Here is a 21,860-nt window from a genome sequence, read left to right as displayed (position 1 = left end):
CGACATGGCTGAGAAACAGCGGATTTTAATCGTAGACGATGACGAGAACATTGCAGAGCTGATTTCGCTCTATCTGATGAAAGAATGCTACGAAACTTATATTGTAAATGACGGCGAGGAAGCCTTAAAAATTTTCCCGGAGTTCAAGCCAAACCTGATCCTTCTGGATCTGATGCTTCCGGGTATCGACGGCTACCAGGTGTGCCGCGAGCTGCGTGCCACCTCCCAGGTGCCGATCATCATGCTGTCCGCCAAAGGCGAAATCTTCGATAAGGTCCTGGGACTGGAACTTGGCGCCGATGACTATATGATCAAGCCGTTCGATTCCAAGGAACTGGTAGCCCGGGTCAAAGCTGTGCTGCGCCGCTACCAGGCTGCCCCCGCTCCAACGATACCGGAACCAGCCCAGCAGGGCGAGTATGTCGAATACCCGGACCTGACCGTAAACCTCACAAACTACGCGGTCACCTACTGCGGTCACTCCGTGGAGATGCCGCCGAAGGAACTGGAGCTTTTGTACTTCCTGGCTTCTTCACCAAACCAGGTATTCACCCGAGAGCAGCTCCTCGACCATATCTGGGGCTACGAATACATCGGAGACACCCGGACCGTTGACGTACATATCAAACGTCTGCGCGAAAAGATCAAGGATCACGCCAACTGGGCGCTGACCACGGTGTGGGGCATCGGATATAAATTTGAGGTGCGGAAGTAACGCTATAACAATATCACACAGTAACGAACGAGGGCCGAAAGGTTTCGTCCCCGCCATTCGGCGGGGACGGAACCTTCCGGCCCATTTGTGTTTACTGTGAGATATTGTTTACTGAATCCACGCTCCGTCTCCTCCGACGTAGCAGCCGTCCGGTGTCCGGGTGTTGACCAGCATGACGCCGGTGCTGTCCGTGTAGTACCACTTTCCATTTTCATTGATCCAGCCGCAGCGCAGATATCCGTTCTGCCCGAAGCAATACCAGATTCCGTCAATCAGCACCCAGCGGCCTGCCGGGTAGCTTCCATCCTTAAACTGGAACCATTTACCGCCTTGGTCAATGCACCAGTGGTTGCCCTGTGCGGTGGAAACATTCTGCCCGTTTGCACCTGCTGCCCCCGGGCCGCCGGTGCTGGCACTGCTTCTGCCATTGTCCCCAGGACCGCCGGAAATGTATTTTCCATTTCCCGGCCCACCACTGGATGACGGAGAGCTATGGTAACCAGAGCTGATATCATCTGCCTCCGAGGATGTCAGATAGATCGTATCAGAGCTTTCCCAGTCACCCTTTTCTGAGCCGCTTCCCACTGCACGGACTACAAAATAATAATCCCCTTTCCGGGTCATGCGGCTTGCAAAATCGTAGGAGGTATCGTATACCGATGTGGTACTCATGACGGTGGAATCATCCCGATACAGCTTCACCTGATAATACCGTGCCGCCGTATTTTCATTCCAGGACCCGGTTCCGGAGGAGCCATCCCAGCTGGCACCACTGACACTCAGATCACCGTTGTCCAGCTTATCCAGCTTCATGACCAGCACCAGTGTCTCTTTGTCATCTTCCCGTCTGCAGGTCACATAAGAAGCATCATCCCCATGGAAAGAAAAATCACTCTTGCTGGTACAGTTGAAATAATAACCACTGTCCGCATACAAGGTCACTTCTACTCTTGGGGTCATACCGCCTTTCCAGTCATCGTCCTCGTTCGTTATCTCTGTTCCGCCAACCCGGTAATTTCCACCATCCGCAGTCACTGAAACATTCCCGCTGCTGCTTCCTGCCTGAATGGTAGAATGCACGGTCAGGCTGACACTGTTAATCTTTGTGCGGGATTCGGCGGCAAAAGCAGCTCCGGCATTCGCCCAGACAAGAACTGCTGTTAGTATAACTGCTGCAATTCGACACATACCCGTTTTCCTGTTCTGGTAAGCTCTTTTTGCTTCCCCATGATTTTCTGCACTATAGTTCTTCATGCTGTTTTTTCCCATGTTTTTGCTCCCTTCTTACAACCATGCTCTGCAATCTTCACATTCTGCCAATGGTTCACTTATGACCTCAAGCTATATTACTGTTCCTGTATGCGTATCCTGCAGTCCCAATCTATTTTATATTATTACAGATTCGTAGCCAGCGGCAATGAAAAGATAAATTCCGATCCCACGCCTTCCGTACTGACGACATCGATATTTTCCCCATGTGCCTGAATGATTTCTTTTACAATGGCAAGTCCGAGACCGGTTCCTTTTTTATCTTTTCCGCGGGACAGGTCCGATTTATAGAAACGGTCGAATACCTTCTTCACACTGTCCTTCGGAATTCCGATGCCCGTATCCTTTACCGAAACAAAGATCTTTTCGTTTTTTATGCGGGTCTGGATGTAAATCGTGGAATCCTGATGGCTAAACTTAATGGCATTATCGATTAGGTTGTAAAGCACCTGCTGGATCTTTCCAAGGTCCGCATAGACCATCTGGATGTTATCGGAAAAGGTCAGCTCAAAGTTGATATTTTTCTTGCCGCAGGTTCCCTCAAAGGATGCCGCCGTGTCCTTGATCACGCGGTTGATATCAAAGCTGGAACGGGAAAGATAGCCCTTGCTGTCTAAAGAGTTTAAGGTCAGCATTCCCTGGGTCAGTGTTGTTAAACGTTCCGTTTCAGAAATAACGCGCGTTAAATATTTTTCATACATTTCCGGCGGGATGGTTCCGTCGATAATGGCCTCCAGATACCCTTTGATGGAGGTCAGCGGCGAACGGAAATCGTGGGAAACATTGGCGATAAAGTTTCGCTGGTATTCCTCCAGCTTATTGAGTTCCCCAGACATATAGTTTAATGTACCAGCGAGATACCCCATCTCGTCACGGGTATTCAACTCGATCTGGTAGTCCAGATTTCCCTGGGCGTATTCGTTGGCCCCTTCCGTAATCTTCTTTAACGGAAAATATACGGTCTTGGTAAACACAAGAAGAATGATCAGCGACAAGATAAACAGGATTCCAGCCGTGATGTAAACCACATTCAGGTTCGAATTGCTCATTTCCCAGATCACACTCATGGGCAGATGCACCAGCACATAGCCGTATGTATTATAATTTCCGGTAATCGGTGCCGAAACACTCAGCACATCATACGGAAACAAATCATAATAAGATCCGGTCGAGTACGATTTGTTTCCCGTTGCAGTCGGATCAAACCCGTCTATGGTCGTCCCCGCCCGCTTGTTCTGCTCACTGTCCACCACAATGATTCCCTGCCGGTTGACCACCCAGATCTCCGCCCGCACAAACTTTGCCACCGCCTGAAGCTGCGGATAAACGGAATCCAGATCCTGCTTTTTCCCCTGGTATACACTGCTGTAGGCAGATGCGATCAGGTTTGCTTCATCGTACATGGCTTCTGCCTGATTCTTTATCTGGTTTTTGTTCATCAGCTGTGCGGAAAATGTCGCGATCGACGCAAACCCCAGCAGTCCAAAGACCAGATAACCCAATATAAATTTGTAATAGAGTGAATGTTTCATATCTGCACCTAAACCCCTTATGTTGTCATCGGCCTCTTGTAGCTGTGCGGATGCAAAAGCCGATGCGATGTCTGACTCCTTTTGCATTATATTTATTCTATCATAATCCCAGCCCGAAATAAATCCACAGACGACAAAAAGCACGCTCGCGCGTGCTTTCTGTTTAGGAGTTGAGTTTCTGATTTCACGGGTCAGATGAAACCAGACGAAATGTATAGAATATTCACATGTAGTTAGTTGCGGCTAACTGTCATTATATTAGCATAGGCTAACTTATTTTGCAACCCCTTTTTCAATTTTTTTTTAAATTTTTTTACCGGCTCCGGTCCTGATACTCCGACGGGGAGATCCCCGTCACCTTTTTGAACTGGGCGCTGAAATATGCCGTATCGGAATATCCCACCTGCTCCGCCACCTCGTAAACCTTCACCCGGCAGTCTTTTAACAGGGTCATGGCTTTCTTCATCCGGTACCAGGTAAGATAGTTGGTGAACGTGTAGTCCGTCTCTTTTTTGAATACGCGGCTTAAATATCCTTCGCTGATTTCCAGCTTTCCTGCTACCGTGCTGATATTGATATCTTCCCGGTAATGCTCCCGGATCAGCTGCACAGCCTGCTCTACATATTTATTTTTTGTATTTTTGACCGGACTTAAGCGAAGGACCGGTGCATCGGCACTGGCATCTGTCTGGTTTTCCCGCGCATCCCGAAGTCCCTGGATATGGCGGACCGCTGCCTCAAGCTCTCCATCTTTTAGCGGCTTTAAAAGGTAATCACTGACACCAAGACGCAGTGCACTCTGGGCATATTTAAAATCACTGTATGCCGTCAGGATAATGAAGCGCGCCTGGCAGCCTTCCGCGCGCAGCTTTGTGATCATCTCCACACCGTCCATCCTGGGCATCTTGACATCGGTTACCACAAGATCCGGTGACAGCCGCTTCACAAGCTCTGCTCCTTCTTCCCCATTGGCAGCTTCCCCCACGATCACACAGTCTAACGCAGACCAGTCGATCGTCAGGATAATTCCCTTTCTTGCCATGGTTTCGTCTTCCACGACTACGACTCTATCCATTGTTTTCATCCTTTCGAAACGGCAGACGCAGCGTCACGGTAGTCCCGTCCTCCTCTACCTGCGCATGCATCCCGTATGTTTCCCCATAATAGATTTTCAAGATCTGAATGACATTGTAAAGTCCCAGATGTCCGTCCCGCTTTGCCGGTGCCGGGCTGTTGATCCAGTCCACCATATCCGCACTCATTCCACATCCGTCATCGGTCACGGAGATACTTAATACTCCGTCCTTCTGCGCTGCATAGATACAGATATAACCATTGTCACAGCCATCCAGCCCGTGAATGATGGCATTTTCCACCAGCGGCTGCAGGATCATCTTCGGAATCATACATTCTTCCAGCTGGTCCGGAATTTCTGTCTCATAAAGGAATCGTCCGCTGAACCGGATCTTCTGGATTCGGATGTAACTGTCTATGGTGTCCAGTTCTTCCTTTAATGGAATAAAGGGCTTGCTGGATATGCTCTTTCGCAAAATGACTGCCAGGTTTTCCGCCAGCACCGCAATTTCCGGAATCTGCCTGATCCTGGCATTCCATTTGATGGTATCCAGCGTATTGTACAGAAAATGCGGGTTCAGCTGTGTCTGGTAGAGACGCAGCGTTGTCTCATTTAAATCCTTCTGTTTCTGCACTCTTTCTTCCAGGTAACTGTTTAAATCGATTACCATTCTGTTGAAGCTTTCGGTCAGCCGCCCGAGTTCATCGTTTCGCGTGCTGCGGACCCGGATACTCAGATCTCCTGCTTTCACCTTTTCCATAGCTTTATCCAGCTGGCTGACTGGTTTTGCAATGCTCCGCGTCAGGATGCCGGAAATGCTTAAGCACAGGCACAGACTTAACAGGGACATGGCAAGGATCACCGTGCCCATGGTCTGCATGGCCGGTGCGCTGATCGGCGCCTGCCTGCATAGGATCACGGAAAAGCCGCGTTCCGGCTCGTTCGCCCGCAGATACTGTGTATCATCCTCCGTGTTCGTCTGCTTCTCCATTCCGGCTGCGATCTCTTCCATTTTTTCAGCATCGTAATCTGGTCTGGAGCAGTAAATGGGACGCTGGTGCGCGTCCAGAAGTAAAATGGTATCGGTCAGGGAATAAAAACCGCTGAAAATGCTGTCGAAATTCTCCCTTGTGAAGTCCAGTACCAGGTATCCGGTTCTGGCTCCTCCTGAATTTTCGATTGGATAAGCGCCCTGCATCAGCACACGGCTGTCCGTCAGGTTCAGATACGGGTCTGTCCGGTACCAGGTCATCTGTTTTTTCCCGGAAGCTTTTTTCAAAAGTCCCCAGTAAACCGGAAGACGGTCCCCGCGCGTCATCGTATCCGTCGTAAAACGCAGCCTTCCCCCGACATCGTAAACGCTGATCTGCGCATGCCCGTATATTTCCTTGGATGCCTGATACAGCGACACATACATGCCGCGCTGCATTTCCACCGTAGTCGTATCGATCATATAGCGGGCCACGGAACCATCCTTTGTCTGTTCCCGGCAGACATTCTCGCAGTCCTCCAAAAGTGCCGTAAACCGGCTGCTGATCTCTGAGATCTGCCGCTGTGCTTCCTGTTCGCTCTGCCGGTTTAAGGATGCGGTAAACAGCCGGACCATCACAATACTAGAAAGAAAGAGCGGCACCAGGGCGACCGCCAGGCACGCCAGGAACACCCGTCCCCGGAATGAAAGGTGGATTTTTTTCATGATGCACCTCCCATTCCTGCTTCCGCATCCGATATGGATTTCCACGATTCCAGGATTTTTCTTTTTTCCATAGAAATGGTTTCAAAATCAGCATCCGGAAGCGGCAGCCTTTCGAGCGCATCCATCCCCTTTGGTGTCTCCAGATCCTGCCGTACCGACCTCCGGCTCTGACTGTCCATAAGGATTTTCTGTACATCTTTACTGAGCGTAAACTCCAGAAACTGTTTTGCAGTTTCTTCATGCACAGTTCCCCGGCGGATGGCTGTTCCTTCCAGGACCAGAAGTGTGCCTTCTTCCGGGTAAATATAATCTACATCGGCTCCGCTGCTGCGAAGTGCCTGCGCAGTTTCCTCCGTCGTCACGCCTACACTGCAGCGGCCATCCAGAATTTCTTCCTTTACCTGGGCGATGTTTTCCAGCAGACTATGATCCAGATTGCCGGCAAGTTCCTGCACGTACTGTTCTTTTTCCGGGCTGACCAGGGCTGCGGCTGCCAGGGCAGTCAGAGAAATATCCGATTTTTCCGGGTCCGCAAATGCTACCCTGCCTTTCCACCTCGGCTCCAGCAGACTTGCCCACCCAACCGGGAGTTCCCGGTAAGTCACGACATTCGTGTTGTACATAATGACCAGCGGAAGGACTGAGAATGCGCTCCAGCTGTGGTCCACCGAACGGAATGTCTCTGCAACCGCTGCCTCCTGGGCGCTTTCGTAAGGCATCCAAAGCGCCGCATACTCATCCAGAAGTTCGGTACTCACCCCAAATGCAAGATCCCAGTCTTTCGCCTGTTCAAACATCTGCCGCACGTTTTCCGATGTTCCTGCCTTCACTTCCACGCTCAGACCGGTGCGCTCCTCAAACTCTTTTACCACCGGCTCGTAAACCAATGGCTCCTGGTCCGTACAGATCACCAGATCAGCTGGTACCTGTGTCTGCGCAAACATCGGTCCTGCCGTTTTCTTCCCACAGGCAGAAAGCAGCATCGGTATTGCCGCCAGAATCCATATTCTTCTCCTGATCTTCACTCGTGTTCTCCCCATTTCCGTTACTTCTGAAAAAATCCCCGTTTTCCCATGTTTCTGCTTTTCATTATAGCAGAAAACACTGGAAAACGGGGATTTTCTATTTTACATCTTCCTTAGCGAAACCGTCTCGTTCCGCTGCCATTTTCGCATCTGGACAGTCCAGAAAGCGGCAGGACAATTCCGGTTTCCGTTACAGTCCCAGGAATTTTTCAAAGATCTCGCAGATCATCACGGCTTCATGCTCGGTCTCCATCTCACAGAAGATCCGAAGAAGCGGCTCTGTTCCCGAGAAACGCGTGCTGACCCAGCCACCATTTTTTAAGTAAACCTTGCAGCCGTCCATGTAGGAAATATGATCCACCTCAAACGGGATCTCCGGCAATGCCTGGTCGATCATCAGCGTCTTATGGATCCGCTCTTTCTCCTCTGCGGTAAAGCGGTATGCCCGCTCCTCCATATGGATCTCGCCGTATTCTTTGCGGATATCTTCCGCGATCTCCGACAGTTTTTTGCCGCTGACTGCCATCATTTCGACCAGCAAGGACGCCGCGTAGATGCCATCCTTTCCGTGAATGTGTCCCTTCACGGTCAAACCTCCGGAAGACTCGCCGCCGATGATCGCATCGGTCTCCTGCATCTTTGCGGAAATGTACTTAAAGCCGACCGGCACCTCATAACACTTCTGTCCGAAGCTTTCTGCCACCTTGTCCAGCACATGCGTGGTAGAAAGATTTCTCACCACCGGGCCGCGCCAGCCGCGGTATTTCAGCAGATAGTAATACAGCATGACCAGAATGGTATTTGCATGGAGATAATGTCCTTTATCGTCGATGACGCCAAGCCGGTCTGCATCTCCGTCCGTCGCAATGCCGATGTCGCAGTAACGGTCCAGCACGTAGTTCTGCAGATTGCGCAGGGTATTCTCGGTCGGAGCCGGCATCTTTCCGCCAAACAGGGTATCATGCTGGGCATTGATGGTCTCTACCGTACAGCGCGCAATGGAAAGGATGGTGCAGAGTGCCGTCAGGCTGACCCCGTACATCGGATCGATCGCAATGCGCAGATCGCGTTCCCGGATCGCATCCAGATTGATCAGGGAGATGATGTTGTCCAGATATTCGTTCATGGGGTTCATCTCCACCACCTGGCCGCTCTTCACCAGTTCCTGGTAAGCGTGCGGCGGCATCTGCCCGTATTCCTCCGGATCCGGGACATAAAGCTCATCTGCCTGTTTTAAATAGCGTTCAATATCTGCGGTCTGATGCTCATCCGCATCTCTTCCGCCCTTCGTAAAGACCTTGATCCCATTGTAGATGGCCGGATTGTGGCTCGCTGTCACCATCATGCCATAATCCAGGTCATGTTTCATCACATAGAACATTACAAGCGGTGTCGGAGAACTCCGGTCCACAAACAGCACTTTGATTCCCTGCTGCCCAAAGATCTCGCAGGACCAGATGACCGCTTCCTTGGAAAGGAACCGGCGGTCATAGCCGATCACCACCGGCTTGTCCTCCACATGTTCTGCTTTCATTTTTAAAGCCATCGCAAGCGCGAGCTTCTGGATATTTTCTTTTGTAAATTCTTCCCCAATGATGGCTCTCCAGCCACCAGTGCCAAATTTTATCATAGCCACACCTCATTTTTTGCACTTGTTCCAGTATGCGTTCACCACTCAGACGACGGATACCCTGCCCTTGCTGACTTTCAAAAAGATAAGCAAGGAGATGACTGTGCTGACGGTCAGGATCGATGCCAGCGCTGCCGCGGTACCGAAACTGTTTCTTACAACCTCCGTATAAATAGCCACGGAGATGGTGCTGGTCTTGCCGCCGTACAGCATCACGCTGGAAGACAGCTCGTTGATACAGGTGATCCAGCTTAAGATCGCGCCGGAAAGAACACCCGGTGCCATCAGTCTTGCAGTCACATTTACAAAGGTTTTCATCGGGGAAACACCCAGGCTGATGGAAGCCTCCTCCACACTTACATCCATCTGCTGCAGGAATGCACTGCCGGAACGGACTGTGTAAGGCAGTTTCCGGACGATAAAAGCAATGATCATGATCATGGCCGTACCGGTTAAGATCATCGGCTGCTTGTTAAATGCAACGATCAAGCTGATACCAAGAACAGCACCCGGGATCACGAACGGGAACATGATCAGCAGATCCATCAGCTGTCCTGCCAGACCTTTCTGACGCACGACGATGTAAGAGATCAGCATGCCCAGAATGATAATGAACACGATCGCAATCGAAGAGAATACGAAGGTATTGCGGATGTTGGTCCACAGGCGGTTGAAGATCGTCACATAACTCTCCAGACTGAAGCCTTTCTGGAAGCCGGTGAAATCGCACTTGATAAAGCTGCTGACAATGACTACGATCTGCGGCATAATGCCGATGAGGGTCACCAGCATAACCGGCAGGGTCACCAGTGCACGTTTGCCTCCGTGAAGAACCTCTTCCTTCGGCGGACGCATGGCAGTCATAACATAGTTTTTCCGGCTCACAAAGTATTTCTGAACCAGAAGCACTGTGGTGGAGCAAAGTACAACAACCACGGACAAAGCGCTCGCCAGATGTGCATTTCCGCCGATCTCACTCATGTACTCATTGTATACAAGAACCGGAAGGACCATGTAGCCCTCGCCGATCAGCATCGGGGTACCGAAATCTGCCAGGCTGGTCATAAATACCATAATGGCGCCTGCCGCAATGGACGGAGCCACAACCGGCAGAGTGACTGTCAGAAGGCGGCGCAGCTTATTGCTTCCCAGATTTTCCGCTGCCTCCTCAATACTGGAATCGATGCTTCCCATGGCACCCGACGTATACAGGTACACATAAGGGAACAGTTTAAACGTAAATACCAGGATGATCCCCAGTTTCCCGTATATACTCGGAAGATGGATCCCGATCTTCGCAAACATACTGGTGATAAATCCCGCGCGGCCAAACAGCATGATCCAGCTGTAAGCACCGATGAACGGCGGGCTCATCAGACTCATGATAATGAAGATATGAATAAAGTTCTTACCGAATACATTGTAGCGGGACATGATGTAAGCGATCGGTACGCCCACAAGAAGTGTGGTACAGGTCGTCACGATCGACACAAACAGGCTTCGTCCCAGTGCCGAATAGTAATACTTTTTCGTAAAGAACCGGATGTAGTTCTCAAAAGTAAACCCGGCTGTCTTATTTGAGAAAAAGCTTCGGGTGATCAGGGTACAGAACGGGTAGATCAGAAAGATCAGCATAAAACCGATCACTACCACCTTAACCCAGAACCAGAAGTCCAGTTTTTTGCGGGATGTTACCATGAAATCACCTCCTGGGTTGCCGCATCGTAAACGCCTACCGCATTGATGTCAAAGTTTACTTTCACGTTTTCTCCATCCGGGCGGACGGTCTGCACATCCTTGGTGTATTCGTTGAGCTGCAGGGTCTGACCGTTATTTAACTCGATCTCGTACTCAATGAAATCGCCCAGGAAAGTCGACATCACGATCTTGCCCGGAAGTCCATTTGTCTCATCGAAAAACAGCTGCTCCGGTCTTGCAGAGATGATGCCCTTGCCCGCGTACGGTTTCTTTAATTTGCAGGTAATGCTGCATTCGTCCTTAATATTCAAAACGGCTGCCTCCGGATTTTTGCCGTCCACTTCGCATTCCACAAAATTGGAAACGCCGATAAAGCCTGCAACGAACGTATTCTCCGGTTTCTTATAGATTGCTTCCGGCGTTCCCACCTGCATGATGTTGCCCTCTTTCATGACCGCGATCCGGTCTGAGATTGCCAGGGCCTCCTCCTGATCGTGGGTAACGTAAATGGTGGTAATGCCCAGTCTCCGCTGCAGCTTCTTGATCGCAGTTCTCATCTGTACGCGAAGCTTTGCATCCAGGTTGGAAAGCGGCTCATCCATCAAAAGCACGCCAGGCTCAATGACAAACGCACGCGCCAGCGCCACACGTTGCTGCTGACCACCGGAAAGTTCATTTGGTTTTCTGTCTTTTAATTTTCCGATCTGAACCAGCTCCAGTGCCTCTTCCACCTTGCCCGGGATCTGCTCCTTCGGACACTTCTTGGCTTTCAGACCGTATGCCACGTTTTCCGCTACCGTCAGGTGCGGGAAGATCGCATAGTTCTGGAACACCATACCAATATCACGCTTGTGCGCTTCCAGGTTGTTGATCACCTTGTCATCAAAACAGATCTCACCGCCGTCCACGCTGTTGAATCCTGCGATCATACGAAGCAGTGTTGTCTTGCCGCAGCCGGACGGTCCCAGCAGCGTAAAAAATTCCCCCGGTTTAATTTCCAGATCCACTCCATTTAATGCGGTAAAATTTCCGTATTTCTTTACGGCCTTTTTTATGATCACTGCATGACTCATATTCATTCCTCCATTCCTGTCCACCTGTGGCCGTTTGAATCCGACCGGTGTTTTACAAGCCTCTCCGGCGCTCCGCCCTTGCAGGGCATTTTCATACGATAGAATGTTCCTGTGAAGCGGGTAGGAAAAGACTGCCCGCCCGCTTGGGGCAAGGCAGTCTTTTTGATGTTCACGTTCTATTGATTTCCATATTGCCTTTTAATCGTGCACAAAGCTGCGTTTTTCTGCTGCAGCTGACATATGGCTAACGCACGCCGGCAAAATTAATCGTTACTGTTCTCGCGTTGCGCAAACAGCAACGGATTTTGCCGATGCTTCGCATTCCAAATCGGCAAAATCTGCTACCACAACGGTATCGTACGGAATTTTCAGTTCAGAAAATTCCTACCCGTGTACAGTAACAATTAATCTACCATGATATCGTTGAACTTTTCGATATTGGCTTCCTTCTCATTTGCTGCCCAGTCAAAGTCGTAATCTACTAATACCAGATCATCCAGTTTTGCCATACCTTCGCCAACTTCCATATCGCTTCGTACCGGACGGCGTCCCCAGTTCTGGCTCTGCTCGGTCTGGCATTCTTTGGAAGTAACGAAATCGATGAAGAGTTTTGCATTTTCTTCGTTCGGGCATCCCTTAACCAGTGCTACACCATCCGGAACTGCGCTGGTACCATCTTTCGGATATACAAATCCTACAGAAGGATCGTCTGCGTATTTGATCGCAGATTTCTCAATGGTAATACCTACATAGAACTCACCGTCTGCAACCATCTTGTGGCACTTACCGGAAGAGTCAACGATCTTGCCATCCAGGTTATCGTACAGCTGTTTGATGAAATCCCAGCCTTTTTCCTTACCGCCGTGACCCAGGATCATGGTACATAACTGGGTGTATGCGGAACCGGATTTGGACGGCAGGCAGTATGCAATTTTGCCTTTCCATTCTGGCTTGGTTAAGTCTTCCCAGGACTCCGGAATGGTCAGTCCGTCTTTCTCGATCAGGTCCTTATTATAGAAGATAACCATCGGAAGCGGGCTCTCACCGATCCAGTAACCATCCGGATCCTTGTAAGCGTCGCCGATGAATTCGTCGTTTGCACATACATACGGCTCGAAATATTCCTTGAATGCTGCCAGAGAGTCAGCACCACCGCCCCAGAGTACATCTGCGATCGGGTTTGCAGACTCTGCTGCGATTCGGTTGCACAGCTCGCCGGTTCCGGCTGCTACTACCTCAACCTTGACATTCGGATATTTCTCCATGAACAGGTTTACGCCTGCATTCAGCGGATCTGCATCGTGCGGGGAGTAAACAACAACGCTTCCGGTATAATCTTCCGGCGCTTTCTCTGCCTTTTCTTCCTTGGAAGCATCCTTTTCCTCTGCTTTGCTTTCCTCTGCCTTTGTCTCCTCCGCTTTGGTCTCTGCCGGTGCTGCCGTTGTCTCTGCTGCCTTTCCTCCGCCACAGGCGGTTACGCTCAGTGCCATCAGTGCTGCCAATGATGCTGCTAACCAACGTTTTTTCATAATACCCTCTCCTTTTCTTTGTTTTTGTTCCTGGGTTATCACGTTCCATGGGAAAGGTCCGCTCCTGCTTACGCTGTGCGTCCGGTCATAATCGTCCGCACCGGTCAGCAGTGTGCATTTTCCTGTTCCAGATGTCTTTATTATATGCTGTCTTTGTGCGTTTTTCCATTTGTATTTCTGACTTTTCTTTTGTTATTCTGAACTTTGTATATTATTTTTGTTGTTTCTTTTTCTCTTTTGTGCATTTTTACACATGCTTTTCCATTCATTTTCTGTATCTCTGCCATACAAAATAAAACACTTCCAGGCACAACTTCCTATGAAAAAAAAGACCCGCCACCAGGCAGATCTCCTTTTTCTCTTTCGATATGCAGTTTTCTTATCATTTTCCGCTTCCGTCCACGCATGCGTATCCGGCAACGTTCTTACACTTCATCTTTCCAGTGCAGGCGGTGCAGATGTCCTTCCATGTTCATCTTCTCAAATCCATTCTGACGCAGTGCCTCATACAGCACGATCGCCACGGAATTGGAAAGATTTAAGGAGCGGATGTCTCCCCACATCGGGATCCGCACACAGTTTTCCTTGTGCTCTACCAGAATCTCTTCCGGTATCCCGGCGCTTTCCTTGCCAAACATGATATAGCAGTCCGGTTCGTACTCCACATCCGTGTAGGTTTTCGGTGCCTTGGTCGTTGCCATGTAGATTTTCGCGCCCGGATTGCGGTCCAGAAAATCCTGGAAATCGGAATACACGGTAACATCCAGCTTATCCCAGTAGTCCAGTCCGGCACGCTTTACTGCCTTTTCATTCAGCTTAAAACCCAGCGGCTCGATCAAATGTAAGCGGGTATTCGTTGCGACACAGGTACGCCCGATATTTCCGGTGTTCATCGGCATTTCCGGCTCAAATAATACAATGTTCATTTCGTTTTACTCCGTTTTTCCGTCCAGGCGGTCCACAAACCGTTTGATGCGGCTAAGGGCCTCCTTTAAACTCTTTAAGGAATACGCATAGGACACACGGAGGAAGCCTTCTCCGCAGTCTCCAAATGCAGTTCCCGGGACCACTGCTACTTTTTCTTCGCGCAAAAGCCGGGTCGCAAACTCTTCGGAAGTCATGCCGAAGCGTTTGATGCTCGGGAACATATAGAATGCACCCTGCGGCTCAAAGCAATCCAGCCCCATCTCCGCAAAGGCGTTCATCAGATAACGGCGTCTCTGGTCGTAGGATTCCCGCATGTGCTGTACGTCTTCATCGCCATTGCGCAGCGCTTCCACTGCCGCGTACTGACTCGTCGTCGGTGCACACATGATCGCATACTGGTGGATCTTTAACATCTGTTTTAAGATCAGCTCCGATGCGCAGGCATAGCCCAGACGCCATCCGGTCATGGCAAATGCCTTGGAAAAGCCGTTGATCAGAACGGTGCGCTCTTTCATGCCAGGCAGGGAAGCGATCGTCACATGGTCTTCCTTTGCGTAGGTCAGCTCCGAATAGATCTCATCGGAAATGACGTAAAGATCTTTCTCAATGACAATCTCTGCGATCTTCTCCAGATCCTCCCGCTCCATGATCGCACCGGTCGGGTTATTCGGGAACGGCAGTACCAGGATCTTGGTCTTCGGCGTAATCTTCTCTAACAGTTTTTCCGGAGTCAGACGGAAGTTGTCCTTTTCTTCCAGTTCAATGATGACCGGAACACCGTCTGCCAGAACACAGCACGGAGTATAGGAAACATAGCTTGGCTGCGGGATCAGTACTTCATCGCCCGGATCGATCATGGCACGCATAGCCGCATCGATCGCTTCACTGCCACCCACAGTTACCATGATCTCATGGTCCGGATCATAGCAGACATTGCAGCGGCGCTCCAGATAATTGTGGATCTCAATCTTTAAATCCTTTAAACCTGCATTGGAGGTATAAAAGGTACGGCCCTTTTCCAGGGAATAAATGCCTTCCTCGCGGATGTGCCACGGCGTGTCGAAGTCCGGCTCGCCCACACCAAGGGAGATAGCATCCTTCATCTCACTGACGATATCAAAAAATTTACGGATCCCGGACGGCGGGATGGAAACGATTTTTTCATTTAATGGGTTTCTCACGGTGTAATCAGCATCCTTTCATCCTGGACCTCGTCGCAGAGAATGGTTCCGTGGTCCTTATATTTTTTCAGTACAAAATGGGTTGCAGTGCTTAAGACCGAATCAAGCGGTGCCAGCTTGTCGGATACAAACTGTGCAACCTGGCGCATGGTCTTGCCCTCAATAAACACGGTAAAATCAAATGCTCCAGACATTAAGTATACGGCATTGACCTCGCTGTACTGGTAGATGCGCTCTGCAATCTTGTCGAATCCCATGCCGCGCTGGGGAGTTACTTTTACCTCGATCAGCGCAACGACCTTCTCCTCACTGGTGTTGTCCCAGTTGATCAGGGTGTGGTAACCACAGATAATATGTTCTTTCTCCATCTCGGCAATCTCATTGGCGACCGCGACTTCGCTCTCCCCTAAAAGAATCGCCAGGTCATGGATATCGATTCTGCTGTTTTTTTCGATTACCGCCAAAATTTTCTCTCTCATTTTTGATTGCCTCCTTGTATAATTGTGTAAATCCTGCAGTTGCAACATGATTCCTGTTCACATGGAAAATCCTGTGCAGCTGCGATATATAGGGAATCCCGATCTTTTCAGGCGAAAAAACCGGGAATCACTTTCGTTATTTCATCAGGCTGGGGACGCTCTAAAAATCCCCGTCCTTCCTGCACGACCATTTCCCGTGCAATGCCTTTGTTCACCCGGCCAATAACCTGTGCCGGAATGTTTTTTTCTGCCAGTGCACGCACCAGCTGACCGCCGTTTTCGGCAGTCAAAAGGATGCAGCCCTGGCTGTAAAGCCGGTACGGATTTAACTCCAGGCGCTCACAGACCTCCACCGTCTCCTGGCGGATGGGGATCTGGCGCAGATAAAACTCCACGCCGGTCTCATAGGCGCCGGTCAGATTCCAGATGGCAGTTAAGATGCCGCCTTCCCCGGCCGGTTCCCACTCTGTGGCACCAAGACTTTTCCAGAAAGTTCCATCATATGCGGTTTCTGGTTCCAGATCCTGTTTCTGCACCGCAGACGTGCCAGCCAACTGTGCTGCCACTTCAGCCAGACCTGCTGTTTCCTGCGCACTTTCTGCTGTCACTGGCACAAGGTACTGACTGCATTCCGCGATCTCATCCATATATTCACCGGAAAACCAATGGGAAAGCTCTTCTTTCTTTGTTTCCACCAGCTTCAAAGTTCCCGCGAGACCCGCATAACCTGCAACCACCAGATCCTGTCCGGGGTGCAAAAGTCCCGTGTTCTCGCGCTCAATTCTTCGCATCATAATATTTCAATCCTTTTTCTGTTCGGAAGCATGCCATTGTTGCTGTGCACGCACGCGTGCCTGGCAACGGGATTTTGCCGATGCTTCGCATTCCAATCCTCATTCCGGTTCACGCGTGCGTGCCCAGCAACAAAAGCCTTACAAGACTCCGGATTATTCCGGCTGCGATGCATTTTCAACTGGTGCTGCCGCCTCACCGGGTCCTCCGGCTGAAGCTTCGCCCGCAGACGCATTTGCTGTTCCCGGTCCCACCACCTGGCTTTGCTCAGGCTGGGTTGCCGGTGCTGCAGTTTCCGCCGATGCGGCGGTCTCAGGTGTATGTTCTGCCGAAGTTTCCGCCGACGTGTTTTCTGCAGGAGTTTCCACAGGCTGAGCCGGTGTCTCTGCCGGCGCTGCCGGTCCTACCAGAACAATGGCCTTAGACGGATTGTAGGTGTCGGTATGCAGGATGGTGCGCTCTTTCTCCACACCATCTACCGTTACCACCTTCCACAGTCTGGATTTGTAACCGATATGTGCTGACTGAACCTGCTTCGTCTGTCCCGGGCGAAGCGAATTGTCTACCTTTCGCTGCGGCTCACCAGGATCGGTCTTGCTTATCGTCTCGGAAATGTACTCTACCTTCCGATTTGTCGGACGTGTTTCCTTTCCGTAGATCGTAAAGGTCAGCGTTTTCCCCGCTGTCGTTCCCTCGATATAGATCGGGGTACTGTAGTTATTCGTGATCTTAATATCCTTATAGGTTCCGGCAATCGCCGCATCCATGGATGGTTTCACATAGGTGACGATCATGGAATGGTTCTGCCGCTGGGTGATTTCCAGTTCTGCTTCCAGTGATGCGTCATAAAGCGTGGTTGCGATCTGGCAGACACCGCCGCCAACGCTGTCCACAACCTGGCCATTCTCATACGCCGCTGCCGTAAAATAACCGTTTTCGATGGTAAACGGATGCATGCACTCGTAACCCGATAAGGTTTCCCCCGGCATCAGCACATGGCCGTTGATCTTGGAAACACCATTTGCAATGTTTCCGGAGCGTGATGCACCGCTGCTTGCATAAGCCGTCGTGCAGGTACCAAGCACATCGGAAATGGAAGCAAGGTCTTCTTTTTTGATTTTCGGTTCTCCTACAATGATCACCGCATCGGCTGTCACTTCTGCCAAATCTTCTGCCAGCGCCTCATTCAGCTTCTCGATGGTTGCTTTGGTGTCGACAGTCTTTCCTGTCTGTTCTTCTGTAATCTCAAATTTTCCGTTTTTCCGCGTAATGACTGCATCCTTCGGTTCATCGACCAGCCCTGCACACTTCGCATCGATCAGCATCTGGACTGACGCTTCGTCGACCTGTGCATCCAGCGGAATATGAACCGGCTCCTTTTCCAGATCCTTGCGCTCCATATACTGCCGGATCAGACAGCCACCGGCCGCATAATCTTCTGCTTCTTCCAGTGCATCTTCGTTTCCGCAGGCATACCTCAGCTCTTTTGCCGTTGTCTTAACCTCGGTTCCATCGACACGCAGTGTCACGGTGCGCGCCTCCAGCTCAGACAGATACTGGGAAAATCCTTTCTCCGCCTGTTCTTTTGTCAATCCACCAAGGGAAAAATCCCCTACATAAATACCATCCGGATATGCTGCTTCTTTTGCGTAAGCAGGGAATGCCACTGCACTCCCCAGGGCTGCCACCAACGTCAGTCCCCCAAGCAGATTCCATATTTTCATAAACTTCTCCCTTTGCTGCTCACATACTATAGCTTAAACTCACGGATCCCGCACTTCGTGCTCTACTACCTGCTGACGCAGGAATCCATTACATCATGACAGACAGTGCCATCGGCGCAACCATAGCCACGATCAGGATTACGATCACAATACCCATGATAATGCGGGCTTTCTTATTGTTATGCATATTCATCATAATGAATCACCTCTTCTAAAAAATAGGACCAGCCCTGTCTAAGGGGCCGGTTTTTTAAGTTTGCTTCATGGAGATCCGCCCATATTTCGATATGATCTTATCGGTGATACGGGAAATCTCATTCCTGCTCAGATAGTCAATCTGCACAGGTAAATCTATTTTATGATATTTTAGTAAATACCGCAAGTCCTCTTTTTGCTTTTTGGATGCGGGCTGTTCCCGCTTTACCTTGTAAATCAGAGGCTCAGCCGCAAATGCTTCCGGCGCCTGCCCTGCATGCTTCTCCACCAGCTTCTGATACAGCCTGTGGGCATCCAATGCATCGCCCAGTGCGCGGTGGGCGCTCTCCTGTGTAAGACCATAAAAGGCACAGGCTGCTCCCAGCCGTTTGCTCTCCTCTGCCGGCATAAAACGGCGGCACATCGTCAGCGTGTCGATCCCGTCCTTTTCAAAGGTAAGGCCCTGGTTGACCGCCGCCCGCTTTAAAAAGCTGTAATCGAAGATGATCCGATGGCCAAGAAGCGGAAGTTCTCCACAGAAATCCAGAAATCCCGGCAGGATGTCCACAAGATCCGGGGCGTTTTCCAACATATCCCCGGTGATACCTGTCAGTTCCGTGATCCGCGTCTCCAATTCCCGGTGCGGATCGAGCATCGTGTGAAAGCGCCCGGTCTCCTGACCAGCCTCAACCCGCACAGCCCCGATCTCAATGATCTTATCCTGTTTGGGATTCAGGCCGGTAGTTTCCAGATCCAGCGCGATGTAACTGTTCGGAATCTGAATCTGTCTCCCAACCGCCTGCCCCGACTGCAGCCGTATTCCTGCTCCCAGATCGTGCTTCATCTGATCTACTGCGGCATCCTTCTTATTTTCTGCATCCAGCGTCACATTTTCTCCGCTCATACTCAGATCCTCCCCAACACCGTCAGCTTCGCATTATGGTTTAACCGGTCCTTCTCCCGGTAATCAAACAGCAAAATTTCGCCCGAACGCAGCACCTCCACATGAATCTGTGTTCCAAGCGTCCTGAGTTCCGGAACTAACCGTCGGATTTCTTCCTTATAAGGTGCCTGCGCCAGTGCAAACGCCGGACGGCTCTTGGCATTTTCTCGAAGATACAGATCACACATGAGCGCATCCTCGAATGCACCAGGCTTTTCCTCCCCCACCCTCTGACGGATCAGATCATGGAAGATTTCATAGCGGGCCAGACGGCTGTGGTTTAACCCGGTCAGATGATTTTCATCATAATACTGCGCCATGTATTCGTACATGGAAAATGCGTTTCCAAACTCCTGCTCGAACAGCTTTAATGTCTTCAGGAACTGGCGGCTGTTATAGTAAACCTCCACCATATCCTCTACACCTTTTAAGCGCAGCACATCGCTGTAAGGCAGCCATTTGGTAGAAAGCACCTCATACGGTGCCTTTCCCCGGTATTTCAGATCGTACTCCTCTACCTTTTCGTGCATATAAGAGCCTTTTAACACCTTCAAAAAACCAAGCTGGAACTGCTCCGGTTCCATGGCGTACACATCGTTGAACGAACGCCCGAAGGAATCGTAATCCTCAAAAGGAAGTCCGGCGATCAGATCCAGATGCTGGTGTACATTTTTCCCTGCATTGATCCGTTCCACCACATAGCGCAGGCGGTCCAGATCCATCTTGCGGCGGATTGCCCGGATCGTATCCGGGTTGGTGCTCTGCACGCCGATCTCCAACTGGATCAGCCCCGGGCGCATCCGGCTGATAAGTTCCAGTTCTTCTTCATCCAGAAGGTCTGCCGTAATCTCAAAGTGGAAGTTTGTCACACCATTATCATGCTCCAGAATATGCTTCCAGATTGCCATGGCATGACTCTTTTTTGCATTAAAGGTCCGGTCCACAAACTTTACCTGCGGTACCTTCCGCTCCAAAAAGAAATCCAGCTCCTGAAGCACCAGCTTCACATTGCGGAAGCGGACGGACTTGTCGATGGAGGACAGGCAATAACTGCAGGAAAACGGGCAGCCACGGCTGCTCTCGTAATAAACGATCCGGTTTTCAAAGCCATCCAGACTCGGATATAAAAATGGGATCCGGCTCATATCCATGACTGGACGGATCGGCTGGTCGCAGACGGTTCCGTCTTCGCGTCGATAGGTAAGGCCTGCAACCTTTTGCATCTGTTGCCAGAAATCACCCGCTTTGTTTTCCCGTTCCATAGCCGGTATCCCATAAGCCTGTATATCAGAGTCTTTATTCTGCCACAGACTCCGCACCGTGCACCCCAGTGTCCGGTAACAGTTTAAGAGCCCGGCAAACATCTCTTCGCCTTCGCCCTTCATGACACCAAACACCTCCGGCTCCCTGGTAAGAAGCTCCGGCGCGTCATAGGAAACCTCCGGACCGCCAAGCCAGATATCGGCATCGGGAAGCACCTTATGAATATCCCGCACCAGATCCAGCGCATAGGAAATATTCCAGATATAGCAGGAAATCCCGATCAGATCCGGTTTTCTCCGGTAAATATCCTCCAGGATCAGTTCCATCTGGTTGTTGATGGTGTACTCCGCAATTTCCACCTGCATACTGCATCCGGCTCCCTGTTTTTCTTTTGCAACCTCCGTCAGACCTGCTACAGCAGGAGCAGTCAGCGCTGCCTTCTCAGGCACACAAGGGAGACCATCATCAAACAGATTCTGGTCTCCCTGTGCTGCTGCCGCGCCCTGGGACTCGGCAAATATTTTTAAGCTGTACACTCCGGGATTGGAGTGGATATATTTGGCATTGATCGCCGTCAATAAAAACTTCATACTTTATACGTCAATCTCAATCTTTCTTCCGGTCTGGTCGTACTGGTAATACCGCACGCCTGCCGCATTCAGCATGCGTTTGGATGCCCGTACCGACGGAGAATCCGGATATTTGTCTTCCTTATAGATAATGGTTTTGATTCCTGCCTGGATGATTGCTTTTGCGCACTCATTGCAAGGGAAAAGGGTTACATAAATCTTGCTGCCTTCCAGGCTGCCTCCGCGATAATTCAAAATCGCATTCAGTTCACTGTGTGTCACATACAGATATTTGGTACTGTACGGATCATCGCCCTCCTGCTCACGTCCCCACGGGAACTCATCGTCTGAGCAGCCCTTCGGGAAACCATTGTAGCCCATGGACATGATCTTATTATCTTCGCTGACAATGCAGGCACCAACCTGCGTGTTCGGGTCCTTCGAACGGCGGCCGGATAGATCCGCCACACCCATAAAATATTCATCCCAGGAAATGTAATCTGCACGTTTCTTTGAATTGCTCATCTTATGCCGCCTCCTGTCTT

Annotated in this window: 19 protein-coding genes; 1 reads left to right on the top strand and 18 read right to left on the bottom strand. The window is 50.5% G+C overall.

The genetic code is table 11. The features are described from left to right. Positions 1-4: 4 nt before the first annotated feature. On the top strand, positions 5-715 hold the full coding sequence (locus DW922_RS13595) for a response regulator transcription factor (protein WP_118707633.1): 711 nt from the start codon (positions 5-7) through the stop codon (positions 713-715). Between the two features lie 108 nt (positions 716-823). Here DW922_RS13595 and DW922_RS13590 read toward each other — a convergent pair whose 3' ends face one another. From DW922_RS13590 to DW922_RS13510, 18 genes are all read right to left on the bottom strand, one after another. Continuing rightward, positions 824-1,984 carry a hypothetical protein gene (locus DW922_RS13590; RefSeq protein ID WP_118726865.1) on the bottom strand — a complete coding sequence of 387 codons (1,161 nt, stop codon included), beginning with the start codon at positions 1,982-1,984 and terminating at the stop codon, positions 824-826. Positions 1,985-2,109: 125 nt separating this feature from the next. Then, positions 2,110-3,516, bottom strand: a complete 1,407-nt coding sequence (locus tag DW922_RS13585; RefSeq protein WP_118720849.1) for a HAMP domain-containing sensor histidine kinase — start codon at positions 3,514-3,516, stop codon at positions 2,110-2,112. A 313-nt stretch (positions 3,517-3,829) separates the two neighbouring features. Continuing rightward, positions 3,830-4,591 (bottom strand): response regulator, encoded by a 762-nt coding sequence (locus tag DW922_RS13580; RefSeq protein WP_118543868.1) that lies wholly within the window; start codon positions 4,589-4,591, stop codon positions 3,830-3,832. Next, positions 4,584-6,287, bottom strand: a complete 1,704-nt coding sequence (locus DW922_RS13575; RefSeq protein ID WP_118726864.1) for a histidine kinase — start codon at positions 6,285-6,287, stop codon at positions 4,584-4,586. The genes DW922_RS13580 and DW922_RS13575 overlap by 8 nt, the downstream gene beginning before the upstream one ends. Then, positions 6,284-7,312, bottom strand: coding sequence for an extracellular solute-binding protein (locus DW922_RS13570; RefSeq protein ID WP_243032239.1), 1,029 nt, complete (start codon positions 7,310-7,312; stop codon positions 6,284-6,286). The genes DW922_RS13575 and DW922_RS13570 overlap by 4 nt, the downstream gene beginning before the upstream one ends. Positions 7,313-7,502: 190 nt before the next feature. Beyond that, positions 7,503-8,942, bottom strand: a complete 1,440-nt coding sequence (locus DW922_RS13565; protein ID WP_118543871.1) for a phosphoglucomutase/phosphomannomutase family protein — start codon at positions 8,940-8,942, stop codon at positions 7,503-7,505. 45 nt (positions 8,943-8,987) lie between these two features. Then, positions 8,988-10,640, bottom strand: a complete 1,653-nt coding sequence (locus DW922_RS13560; RefSeq protein ID WP_118543872.1) for an iron ABC transporter permease — start codon at positions 10,638-10,640, stop codon at positions 8,988-8,990. Continuing rightward, on the bottom strand, positions 10,634-11,713 hold the full coding sequence (locus DW922_RS13555) for an ABC transporter ATP-binding protein (protein WP_118720853.1): 1,080 nt from the start codon (positions 11,711-11,713) through the stop codon (positions 10,634-10,636). The genes DW922_RS13560 and DW922_RS13555 overlap by 7 nt, the downstream gene beginning before the upstream one ends. Before the next feature lie 404 nt (positions 11,714-12,117). Beyond that, positions 12,118-13,242, bottom strand: coding sequence for an ABC transporter substrate-binding protein (locus tag DW922_RS13550; protein WP_118543874.1), 1,125 nt, complete (start codon positions 13,240-13,242; stop codon positions 12,118-12,120). Positions 13,243-13,382: 140 nt separating this feature from the next. Further along, complete coding sequence (locus DW922_RS17500) at positions 13,383-13,529, bottom strand: hypothetical protein (protein WP_154106751.1); 147 nt, start codon at positions 13,527-13,529, stop codon at positions 13,383-13,385. A gap of 138 nt (positions 13,530-13,667) precedes the next feature. Continuing rightward, positions 13,668-14,168: a tRNA (cytidine(34)-2'-O)-methyltransferase gene (locus DW922_RS13545; protein WP_118543875.1), complete on the bottom strand. Its 501-nt coding sequence runs from the start codon at positions 14,166-14,168 to the stop codon at positions 13,668-13,670. A gap of 6 nt (positions 14,169-14,174) precedes the next feature. Further along, positions 14,175-15,350: an aminotransferase class I/II-fold pyridoxal phosphate-dependent enzyme gene (locus tag DW922_RS13540; protein ID WP_118720855.1), complete on the bottom strand. Its 1,176-nt coding sequence runs from the start codon at positions 15,348-15,350 to the stop codon at positions 14,175-14,177. After that, entirely contained in the window at positions 15,347-15,829 is a 483-nt protein-coding gene (locus DW922_RS13535) for an Lrp/AsnC family transcriptional regulator (protein WP_118543877.1), read from the bottom strand. Before DW922_RS13535 ends, DW922_RS13540 begins: the two co-directional genes overlap by 4 nt. 107 nt (positions 15,830-15,936) lie before the next feature. Continuing rightward, positions 15,937-16,623 carry an AIR synthase-related protein gene (locus DW922_RS13530; RefSeq protein ID WP_347560321.1) on the bottom strand — a complete coding sequence of 229 codons (687 nt, stop codon included), beginning with the start codon at positions 16,621-16,623 and terminating at the stop codon, positions 15,937-15,939. Positions 16,624-16,776: 153 nt separating this feature from the next. Then, positions 16,777-18,345, bottom strand: coding sequence for a VanW family protein (locus tag DW922_RS13525; protein ID WP_118726862.1), 1,569 nt, complete (start codon positions 18,343-18,345; stop codon positions 16,777-16,779). Positions 18,346-18,595: 250 nt separating this feature from the next. Further along, positions 18,596-19,444, bottom strand: a complete 849-nt coding sequence (locus tag DW922_RS13520; protein ID WP_347560320.1) for a 3'-5' exonuclease — start codon at positions 19,442-19,444, stop codon at positions 18,596-18,598. A gap of 2 nt (positions 19,445-19,446) precedes the next feature. Continuing rightward, entirely contained in the window at positions 19,447-21,336 is a 1,890-nt protein-coding gene (locus DW922_RS13515) for a B12-binding domain-containing radical SAM protein (protein ID WP_118726861.1), read from the bottom strand. A gap of 3 nt (positions 21,337-21,339) precedes the next feature. Then, positions 21,340-21,840: a dCMP deaminase family protein gene (locus DW922_RS13510; protein ID WP_118720857.1), complete on the bottom strand. Its 501-nt coding sequence runs from the start codon at positions 21,838-21,840 to the stop codon at positions 21,340-21,342. Positions 21,841-21,860: the final 20 nt, after the last annotated feature.

This window comes from Clostridium sp. AM42-4 (assembly GCF_003480105.1).
Taxonomy (GTDB): domain Bacteria; phylum Bacillota; class Clostridia; order Lachnospirales; family Lachnospiraceae; genus Brotaphodocola.
The sequence above is the reverse complement of the archived record's forward strand: the minus strand, read 5'-3'. Positions and strand labels throughout refer to the sequence as shown.